This is a genomic window from Rhodococcus sp. Z13_19A (assembly GCF_058133575.1).
In genome coordinates this window covers 266,242-275,394 of sequence record NZ_JBYUNN010000001.1, presented here as the reverse complement: position 1 = coordinate 275,394, position 9,153 = coordinate 266,242, and the positions used below count along the sequence as shown (strand labels likewise).

Below are 9,153 nucleotides of genomic sequence, written 5' to 3'. Positions count from 1 at the left end.
CCCAGCAGATCGGCCGTGCGGCCCGCGGGGCCAGGCACGGAACAGGTGACAACGAGAAGGAGCTGGCAAGTGAGCAACCCATTCGACGACGCGGACGGCCGTTTCCGGGTGCTGGTCAACGAGGAGAACCAGCACTCGCTGTGGCCGGAGTTCGCCGACGTGCCCGCGGGCTGGACCGTGGTGTTCGGCACCGCCTCCCGCGCGGAGTGCGTCAGCTACGTGGAGGAGAGCTGGACGGACATGCGGCCGAAGAGCCTCGTCGAGGCGATGGAGGCCGACGCCCGCGGCACGGCGAGCTGACGACTGCGCAGCGAGGGCGCCCGGCGATCACGCCGGGCGCCCTCGCTGTGCGGGCTCAGCAGGACGGCTCAGCGGCGCGCACTTCCCGCAGCCCGGCCGTAGCCGATGATGGCCGGCCACCCGAACACCACCACCAGCCCTCCTGTCCAGGCGAGCAGCAGCAGCAGCGGGGTGAGCGTGGGTCCGCCCACCGCCAGCGCCTTCATGGTGTCCACCGCGCAGGACATCGGCTGGTACTGCACCGGTCCCTGCAGCCAGCTGGGGTAGGCGTCCAGCGGCACGAACCCGGTGTTGAAGAACATCAGGATGGTGGTGGCCAGTGACAGCATCTCCACGAAGGTGGTCCGGCGGCTGTAGAGCGCGGCCGCGGTGGCCAGGGTGGAGTAGCCCAGCCCGAACAGCAGCGGCATCCCCACCATGGCCAGCCCGGCCAGCAGTCCCCGGTCGAAGCGGAAGCCGATCAGCAGCCCGACGGCGACGATGATCACCGTGGTGAGCAGGATGCGCACCATCTCGGCGAGCAGACGGCCGACGATCGGCCCCGCCCGGTTGACCGGCATCACCCAGAACCGGCCCACCAGCCCTGAGTCGCGCTCACCCATCAGCGACACCGCTCCGGCCACCGCCCCGGCCATGGTGCCCACCAGCGCGGTCATGGGCACCAGCCCGTCCAGAGCGTCCTGCCCGGTGGCGTCGGCGATCGAGTCACCGAGCACCACCCAGAGCATCACCAGCGTGACGGCGGGGTAGACCAGCGCCTGGATGGTGGTGAAGGGGTCGCGCAGCCACCGCGTGAGCAGCCGCCGGGCCTGCAGCAGGCTCTGCGGTCCGAGCGCTCGCAGCGACCGCTCGGGTGCGGCCCGGGTGGGCACGAGGAAGGCCAGCGCGCCGGTGGGCTCGGGCGGGGTGACGGCCGGGCGCGGCGTGGGGCTGGGCGGCCACGGGGTGCGACTGGGTGGGGTGACAGTGCTCATCGGCTAGCCCCTCCGCAGGTTGGCGTGCACCGAGGCCAGCGTGAAGGCCGCGGCCAGCCCGCCCAGCCACAGCAGCGCGGGCAGCACGTGCGTGGTGTCCCCGGTGCCCTCTGCCAGCGACCGCATCACCGCGCAGAAGTGCGACACCGGCTGGTTGCGCACGAACGGCTGGATCCACTCGGGGAAGCCCTCCTCGGGCACGTAGCCGGTGGAGAGCATGCCCAGCACCAGCTGGGGCAGCGTGAGGATCTGGCTGGTCGCCTCAGGGTTGTGCGACAGGGTCCCCAGCGCGTCGGCCCCGATGGACAGCACCAGGGCGATGACGAAGGCGAAGCCGCAGAACAGCACCGCGTTGTCCACGCCGTTCTCGAAGCGGAATCCCAGCAGGTAGCCCGACAGCAGCGCGGACAGCAGCGACACCACCACCCGCACGGCCGAGGCGGTCATTCGCCCGGCCAGCGGAGCCGCGGGGTTCACCGGCATGGTCCGCATCCGGGTGGTCATGCCGTTCACCGACTCGTAGGCGGCCCGCACGGCGGAGGAGACCGCGATGAAGCTCATCGCCTGCAGCACGATGATCGGGGTGATGAACTGCCCGTAGTCGACGCCCTGGGAATCCATGATGGAGCGCAGCGGCAGGTCGAAGCCGAGCGCGAAGATCGGCGGCGCGACCAGGGAGACCGCCAGCTCGCCGTTGGTGCCCATGGCCCGGGTGTGCCGACCGGCCAGGGTCAGCCACTGCGACAGCCCGCCAGGCGCCGGCCGAGCGTGGTGGTGCAGCGGGCGGGGGGAGGGGGCGGGCTTGTCGCGGGAAGCCACCGGGGCGCTCACGCCGGGCCGCCACCGTCGCGGCGCCCCGACGGCGGGGACGCACCCGCGCCGACCTCCGCCGACACCTCACCGCCGCCAGCCGCGCGATCACTGACCTGTGCGTCACCGGGGTCGCCGTCGCCCAGGTTTCCGGTGCTGGACTCCGCTGGGCTGGACCCCGCTGGGCTGGACCCCGCTGGGCGGGGCCGTGGCGCGGCGGGGGTGTCCGTGGCGACGCTGTCATGGTCCGCCTCGGCGTCGGTCGGCGCGGTCAGGGCGAAGAACACGTCGTCCAGGGAGGGCCGCCGCAGCGCGATGTCGGCGATCTCCACCTGCGCAGCGTCCAGCCGGCGCAGCGCCTCGGCGAGGGTGGTGGCGCCCTGGGGAGCGGGGATGGACACCCGGTCACCCGCGGGCACCGCCGCGGTGCCCGCGGGAACCAGCGGGCCCAGCGCGGCCAGCAGCTGCGGCAGGTCCGTGGTGTGCAGGGGGACGATCTCGCAGTAGCTGGTGCCGGTGCGCTCCTTGAGCTGGTCAGCGGTGCCCTCGGCCACCACCGTGCCCTTGTCGATCACCACGATGTTGTCCGAGAGCACGTCCACCTCGTCCAGGTACTGGGTGGTCAGGACGGTGGTGATGCCGTCGTCCTTGAGCCGGCTCACCAGGTCCCACACGAACTGGCGGCTCCGCGGGTCCAGGCCGGTGGTCGGCTCGTCCAGGAACACCACGTCCGGTCGCACCACCAGCCCGCACGCGATGTCGATGCGTCGGCGCATGCCTCCGGAGTAGCCGCCCACCTTGCGTCCCGCCGCCTCCACCAGGTCGAAGTCCGCCAGCAGCTCCGCGGTCCTGACCCGCGCGGACCGCTTGTCCAGCCCCATCAGGCGGCCGAAGAGCACGAGGTTCTCCCGGCCGGACAACGACTCGTCCAGCGCGGCGTACTGGCCGGTGACCATGATGGCGCGCCGCACCTGCGCGGCCTGGCGGACCACGTCGAAACCGGCCACCGTGGCGGTGCCGGCGTCGGGGCGCAGCAGCGTGGTCAGCACGTTGACCACGGTGGTCTTGCCCGCGCCGTTCGGACCGAGAATCCCCAGCACGGAGCCGCGCGGGGCGGAGAAGGTGATGCCGCGCAGGGCGCGCACGTCACCGAAGCGCTTCTCGACCCCCTGCACGGTCACACCGTCGGTCGGATCGGGCATGTCGCTTCCTCCTGTGGTCAGCGGCCGGAAAGGAATTCCAGCAGCAGGGCGTTTGCCGGCTCGGGGCGTTCCAGCAGGCCGAAGTGCCCTGCGTCGGCAACTACCTCGTAACGGCAGCCGGGGATGGCGTCGGCCACCTCGCGGCACAGCTGGGGGTCGATCACCCGGTCGTCGGCGAAGGCCACGACCATCGTGGGCACCCGGATGCCGCGGTAGGCGCTCCGGCGGTCGAAGCCGTTGTCCAGCCGCAGCTGTGCGGCCGTCCCGGGCCCGCCGGTGGCGGCGGAGAACTCCAGGACGTCCAGCCACTCCTGGCAGGTGGACGGGTCGGCGAGCGTGCGGGGGGAGAGGTTTAGCGCCGCAGTGACCGCTGCGGAGTACCGCGGGGACACCCGCTGCCCGGTCTCGGCCAGCTCCGCCTCCGCCGCCGACAGGGCGGCCTGGGCGGGACGCAGCCGGGCGTGCGCAGTGAACAGCACCGCCCGGGAGACCAGCTCGGGGCGGGTCAGCGCCAGCTCCTGGGTGATCCGGGCCCCCAGCGAGGTGCCCACCACCGCCGCTGGGGCGCCGAGGTGCTCGATCAGCGCGGCGGTGTCGGCGGCCATGTCGGCGATGGTGAAGCCCTCGGGGCACTCGTCGCTGGGCGCGATGCCTCGGTTGTCCACCCGGGCCACCCGGTAGCCGGCCGCCTCCAGCGCGGGCGTCTGGTGCAGGTCCCACACTCGCCCCGGGCTTCCGCTGCCCATCACCAGGACCACCAGCGGCCCCTCGCCGGACACCGCGTAGCTCAGCCGGATGCCGTTCAGCGTCGCGACGGGCACGGGGTCCTCCGGACGCAGCAGGGGGTAGGGAAGCGGACATCCTGTCTCATCGCGTGTGGGCCCACAGATGTTATCCACGAGACCGGGCGCCGCACCGGCTGAGCAGGCACGACCGTGTGCTGACCCCGATCCGGCGCGGTGCCGCCGGCGTGAGTGCCGCGGCCGGAGGCGGTTTGATGTGCGAGGGCGCGTCGTGCATACTGGTGCGGTTGCCTTGACACGACGTGATGGGTCGTGGGTTCCTCGCGGATCCCATGGCTGTCCGTGGTGGGCAGGGTATGTGTGAGCTTCGGCTATAGACGCCGAGCTGGCGCCGGGTGATCCCCGTAGGATGGCACTTCAGTCCTCGGGCGTGAACGCGACACACCCGACCGCGTGTACCGGCGGGCCCGACAGTTGAACATCGCGAGTGGATCGGTGCTGCGCCTGCGCGTGGTTCCCGTGCTGGTGGATGGTCGATGTCGTCGGGCATGGGCTCGTCGTACCGACAGTTCGAGAACAACAGCGCAGCCTGCTGGTCGGCGCTGACACACCGCATGGCGTTCATACGACAGTGAGTTGCCGCGAAAGCGGCAAGCAAGGAAGAGGGCAAGCGTGGCGGGACAAAAGATCCGCATCCGGCTCAAGGCCTATGACCATGAGGCGATCGACGCGTCCGCGCGCAAGATCGTCGAGACCGTCACCCGTACGGGTGCACGCGTGGTCGGTCCTGTGCCGCTGCCGACCGAGAAGAACGTGTACTGCGTCATCCGCTCGCCGCACAAGTACAAGGACTCGCGCGAGCACTTCGAGATGCGCACCCACAAGCGCCTCATTGACATCCTCGACCCGACGCCCAAGACGGTGGACGCGCTCATGCGCATCGACCTTCCGGCGAGCGTCGACGTCAACATCCAGTGACGGCGGAGACAGGACCGATGGCTGAGAACAAGATGAAGGGCATCCTGGGCAACAAGCTCGGCATGACCCAGGTGTTCGACGAGAACAACCGGATCGTCCCGGTGACCGTCGTGCAGGCTGGGCCCTGTGTCGTCACCCAGGTGCGAACCGTAGAGAACGACGGCTACAACGCTGTGCAGCTGGCCTTCGGCGCGATTGACCCGCGCCGCGTGATCAAGCCCGTTGCGGGCCAGTTCACCAAGGCCGGCACCACGCCTCGTCGCCACCTCGTCGAGCTCCGCATGGAGGACGTCTCCGGCTACGAGGTCGGCCAGGAGATCACCGCCGACCTCTTCGCCGATGGCGCAGTGGTCGACGTGACCGGCACCAGCAAGGGCAAGGGAACCGCCGGTGTCATGAAGCGCCACGGCTTCCACGGCCTGGGTGCGGGACACGGCGTGAAGCGCGTGCACCGCTCGCCCGGCTCCATCGGTGGCGCCTCCACCCCCGGTCGCGTGTTCAAGGGCATGCGCATGGCGGGTCGGATGGGCAACGAGCGGGTCACCACGCAGAACCTGACCGTGTACCGCGTCGACGCCGAGGCCGGCCTGCTGCTCATCAAGGGCGCCGTTCCCGGCAACAAGGGCGGACTCGTGTTCGTCAAGTCCGCAGTGAAGGGTGGTGCCCTCTGATGGCTATCGACACCAAGAAGGCTGACGCCGCCGAGGCGTCCCTGACCGTGCCCGTGCGCACCGTCGACGGTGGCACCAACGGCACCGTCGAGCTGCCCGCGTCGCTGTTCAACGTGCAGGCGAACATCCCGCTGATGCACCAGGTGGTCGTGGCGCAGATGGCCGCCGCCCGCCAGGGCACGCACAAGACCAAGACCCGCGCGGAGGTGTCCGGCGGTGGCGCCAAGCCCTACCGCCAGAAGGGCACCGGCCGCGCCCGTCAGGGCTCGACCCGCGCGCCGCAGTTCGTCGGCGGTGGCGTCGTGCACGGCCCCACGCCGCGCAGCTACGCGCAGCGCACGCCCAAGAAGATGATCGCCGCCGCTCTCCGCGGGGCGCTCTCCGACCGGGCCCGCTCCGGCCGCATCCACGTCGTCAGCGAGCTCGTGGCCAACGACGTGCCCTCCACCAAGGGCGTGAAGACGCTGCTGGGTGCGATCAGCGACCGTCGTCGCTTCCTGGTGGTCCTGGACCGTCAGGACGCTGCCGGCTGGCGCAGCCTGAAGAACCTGCCCGGCGTGCACCCCATTGCGCCGGACCAGCTCAACACCTACGACGTCCTCGTCTCCGACGACGTCGTGTTCACCAGCGCGTCGCTCGCCTCCCTCGTCGCCGGTCCGCCCCGCGGACGCAGCGCCACGGCGTCGGCTCGTTCGAGTGAGCTCGTGGAGAACGAGGAGGACAGCAAGTGATTGCCGACCCGCGTGACGTGCTCCTGGCACCGGTGATCTCCGAGAAGTCCTACGGGCTGCTCGAGTCGAACACCTACACCTTCCTGGTGTCGCCGGACGCGAACAAGACGCAGATCAAGATCGCCGTGGAGAAGGTCTTCGGCGTGACTGTCAAGAACGTCAACACCGCCAACCGCCAGGGAAAGCGCAAGCGGACGAAGTTCGGGTACGGCAAGCGCAAGGACACCAAGCGCGCGATCGTCACCCTGTCCGCCGACAGCAAGCCCATCGAGATCTTCGGGGGCCCGGTCGCCTGACGGCGCCGGGACTCGTTGAAATCAGGCAGACAAGCTGAGGACTGAGAAGACTCATGGCAATCCGCAAGTACAAGCCGACCACTCCCGGGCGTCGTGGCTCCAGCGTCTCCGACTTCGCTGAGATCACCCGTTCCACCCCGGAGAAGTCGCTGGTCCGTCCGTTGCACGGCCGAGGTGGCCGCAACGCCCACGGCCGCATCACCACCCGCCACAAGGGCGGTGGCCACAAGCGTGCGTACCGGCTCATCGACTTCCGCCGGGCCGACAAGGATGGTGTGCCGGCCAAGGTCGCGCACATCGAGTACGACCCGAACCGCACCGCCAACATCGCGCTGCTGCACTACGCCGACGGGGAGAAGCGCTACATCCTCGCCCCGGCGAAGCTGAAGCAGGGCGACACCGTGGAGGCAGGCGCCAAGGCTGACATCAAGCCCGGCAACAACCTGCCCCTGCGCAACATCCCGACCGGTACCACCATCCACTCGGTGGAGCTGCGTCCCGGCGGCGGGGCCAAGATGGCCCGCTCGGCCGGCGCCAGCATCCAGCTGCTGGGCAAGGAGGGCACCTACGCCACCCTGCGCATGCCCTCCGGTGAGATCCGGCGCGTGGACGTTCGCTGCCGCGCCTCGGTGGGCGAGGTCGGCAACGCCGAGCAGTCCAACATCAACTGGGGCAAGGCCGGCCGCATGCGCTGGAAGGGCAAGCGCCCGACCGTCCGTGGTGTCGTGATGAACCCGGTCGACCACCCGCACGGTGGTGGTGAGGGCAAGACTTCCGGTGGTCGCCACCCGGTGAGCCCGTGGGGCACGCCCGAGGGCCGCACCCGCAAGAGCAAGCCGAGCGACAAGCTCATCGTGCGGCGCCGCCGCACGGGCAAGAACAAGCGCTGACCAGGGAGGAGTGAAGGATGCCACGCAGCCTTAAGAAGGGCCCGTTCGTCGATGACCACCTCCTTGCGAAGGTGGACGTCCAGAACGAGAAGGGGACCAAGCAGGTCATCAAGACCTGGTCCCGACGATCGACCATCACGCCGGACTTCATCGGACACACGTTCGCGGTGCACGACGGCCGCAAGCACGTCCCGGTGTTCGTCTCGGACGCCATGGTGGGACACAAGCTCGGTGAGTTCGCGCCCACGCGGACGTTCCGTGGACACATCAAGGACGACCGAAAGGCGCGCCGCCGATGAGCAGCACAGACGAAGTTTTCCCGCACGCGATGGCCAAGGCCCGCTACGTCCGGGTCACGCCCATGAAGGCGCGCCGCGTCGTCGAGCTGATCAAGGGCCGTCCCGCGGCTGAGGCGCTCGCCGTCCTGCGGTTCGCGCCGCAGGCCGCCAGCGAGCCGGTGGCCAAGGTGCTCGCGAGCGCCGTCGCCAACGCCGAGAACAACCTCGGGCTGGACCCCGCCACGCTGGTCGTCTCCACGGCGTTCGTGGACGAGGGACCGACGCTGAAGCGTTTCCAGCCCCGGGCACAGGGCCGTGCCTTCCGCATCCGGAAGCGCACGAGCCACATCACGATCGAGGTTGAGAGCCGGCCGCGTCGCAGCTCCGACGCCTCGCCTCGAAACCGTAGGAGCTCGGCCGCCAAGGCCGCCTCGAAGGGAAGTGCTCAGTAGTGGGTCAGAAAATCAACCCGCACGGCTTCCGGCTGGGTATCACCACTGACTGGAAGTCCCGCTGGTACGCCGACAAGCAGTACGCGGAGTACGTCAAGGAAGACGTGGCGATCCGCAAGCTGCTCGCCACCGGCATGGAGCGCGCCGGCATCGCCAAGGTCGAGATCGAGCGCACGCGTGACCGCGTCCGGGTCGACATCCACACCGCGCGTCCGGGCATCGTCATCGGTCGCCGCGGCGCCGAGGCCGACCGCATCCGCTCCGAGCTGGAGAAGCTGACCGGCAAGCAGGTGCAGCTGAACATCCTCGAGGTGAAGAACGCCGAGGCCGAGGCGCAGCTGGTGGCCCAGGGGGTCGCCGAGCAGCTGTCCAACCGCGTGGCGTTCCGCCGGGCGATGCGCAAGGCCATCCAGTCGGCCATGCGTCAGCCGCAGGTCAAGGGCATCCGCGTGCAGTGCTCCGGTCGCCTCGGCGGTGCGGAGATGTCCCGCTCGGAGTTCTACCGCGAGGGTCGGGTCCCGCTGCACACGCTGCGCGCGGACATCGACTACGGCCTGTACGAGGCCAAGACCACCTTCGGGCGGATCGGCGTCAAGGTCTGGATCTACAAGGGCGACATCGTCGGCGGCCGTCGTGAGAACGTCGTCACCGACGAGCGTCCGGCACGGCGCGAGCGTCCGACCGGTGCGCGTCGTCGCTCCGGTGCCTCGGGCACCACCGCCACCAGCACCGACGCCGGCCGCGCGGCGGCCGAGTCGGCAGGAACTACGACGGCCCCGGCAAGCGAGGCAGCACCTGTGGCGCCTGCTGGAAGCACGGAGGGCTGAG

At 70.2% G+C, this 9,153-nt stretch carries 12 protein-coding genes and 1 pseudogene; 9 read left to right on the top strand and 4 right to left on the bottom strand.

From position 1 onward, the window contains the following. The first annotated feature begins 69 nt into the window (after positions 1 to 69). Complete coding sequence (locus AC3YNX_RS01365; protein ID WP_489994382.1) at positions 70 to 300, top strand: MbtH family protein; 231 nt, start codon at positions 70 to 72, stop codon at positions 298 to 300. Positions 301 to 368: 68 nt separating this feature from the next. On the opposite strand, the gene AC3YNX_RS01360 is transcribed toward AC3YNX_RS01365, so the two are convergent. From AC3YNX_RS01360 to AC3YNX_RS01345, 4 genes and pseudogenes are all read right to left on the bottom strand, one after another. After that, positions 369 to 1,274 carry an ABC transporter permease gene (locus AC3YNX_RS01360; RefSeq protein WP_489994381.1) on the bottom strand — a complete coding sequence of 302 codons (906 nt, stop codon included), beginning with the start codon at positions 1,272 to 1,274 and terminating at the stop codon, positions 369 to 371. A 3-nt stretch (positions 1,275 to 1,277) separates the two neighbouring features. Then, entirely contained in the window at positions 1,278 to 2,105 is an 828-nt protein-coding gene (locus tag AC3YNX_RS01355; protein WP_489994380.1) for an ABC transporter permease, read from the bottom strand. Between the two features lie 248 nt (positions 2,106 to 2,353). Next, positions 2,354 to 3,286: pseudogene (locus AC3YNX_RS01350) on the bottom strand (ATP-binding cassette domain-containing protein); the annotation flags it as partial. A gap of 17 nt (positions 3,287 to 3,303) precedes the next feature. Next, entirely contained in the window at positions 3,304 to 4,107 is an 804-nt protein-coding gene (locus AC3YNX_RS01345; RefSeq protein WP_489981888.1) for an alpha/beta fold hydrolase, read from the bottom strand. A 594-nt stretch (positions 4,108 to 4,701) separates the two neighbouring features. Between AC3YNX_RS01345 and rpsJ the strand changes: the two genes are divergently transcribed. From rpsJ to rpsC, 8 genes are read left to right on the top strand one after another with little or no spacing between them, the layout of a single operon-like run. After that, a complete protein-coding gene (gene rpsJ, locus AC3YNX_RS01340) occupies positions 4,702 to 5,007 on the top strand; it encodes a 30S ribosomal protein S10 (protein ID WP_003938093.1) in 306 nt (101 codons plus the stop codon). 17 nt (positions 5,008 to 5,024) lie between these two features. Continuing rightward, the gene (gene rplC / locus AC3YNX_RS01335; protein WP_489981887.1) at positions 5,025 to 5,678 is read left to right on the top strand and encodes a 50S ribosomal protein L3; all 654 of its coding nucleotides are present in this window, start codon (positions 5,025 to 5,027) and stop codon (positions 5,676 to 5,678) included. Continuing rightward, complete coding sequence (gene rplD / locus AC3YNX_RS01330; RefSeq protein WP_127783986.1) at positions 5,678 to 6,409, top strand: 50S ribosomal protein L4; 732 nt, start codon at positions 5,678 to 5,680, stop codon at positions 6,407 to 6,409. The genes rplC and rplD overlap by 1 nt, the downstream gene beginning before the upstream one ends. Continuing rightward, positions 6,406 to 6,705 carry a 50S ribosomal protein L23 gene (rplW, locus tag AC3YNX_RS01325; RefSeq protein WP_127783985.1) on the top strand — a complete coding sequence of 100 codons (300 nt, stop codon included), beginning with the start codon at positions 6,406 to 6,408 and terminating at the stop codon, positions 6,703 to 6,705. The genes rplD and rplW overlap by 4 nt, the downstream gene beginning before the upstream one ends. A 53-nt stretch (positions 6,706 to 6,758) precedes the next feature. After that, positions 6,759 to 7,595 (top strand): 50S ribosomal protein L2, encoded by an 837-nt coding sequence (gene rplB, locus AC3YNX_RS01320; RefSeq protein WP_127783984.1) that lies wholly within the window; start codon positions 6,759 to 6,761, stop codon positions 7,593 to 7,595. 17 nt (positions 7,596 to 7,612) lie between these two features. Continuing rightward, a complete protein-coding gene (gene rpsS / locus AC3YNX_RS01315; protein ID WP_127783983.1) occupies positions 7,613 to 7,894 on the top strand; it encodes a 30S ribosomal protein S19 in 282 nt (93 codons plus the stop codon). Next, complete coding sequence (gene rplV / locus AC3YNX_RS01310; RefSeq protein ID WP_127783982.1) at positions 7,891 to 8,325, top strand: 50S ribosomal protein L22; 435 nt, start codon at positions 7,891 to 7,893, stop codon at positions 8,323 to 8,325. The genes rpsS and rplV overlap by 4 nt, the downstream gene beginning before the upstream one ends. Beyond that, positions 8,325 to 9,152, top strand: a complete 828-nt coding sequence (gene rpsC, locus AC3YNX_RS01305; protein ID WP_127783981.1) for a 30S ribosomal protein S3 — start codon at positions 8,325 to 8,327, stop codon at positions 9,150 to 9,152. Before rplV ends, rpsC begins: the two co-directional genes overlap by 1 nt. Position 9,153: the final 1 nt, after the last annotated feature.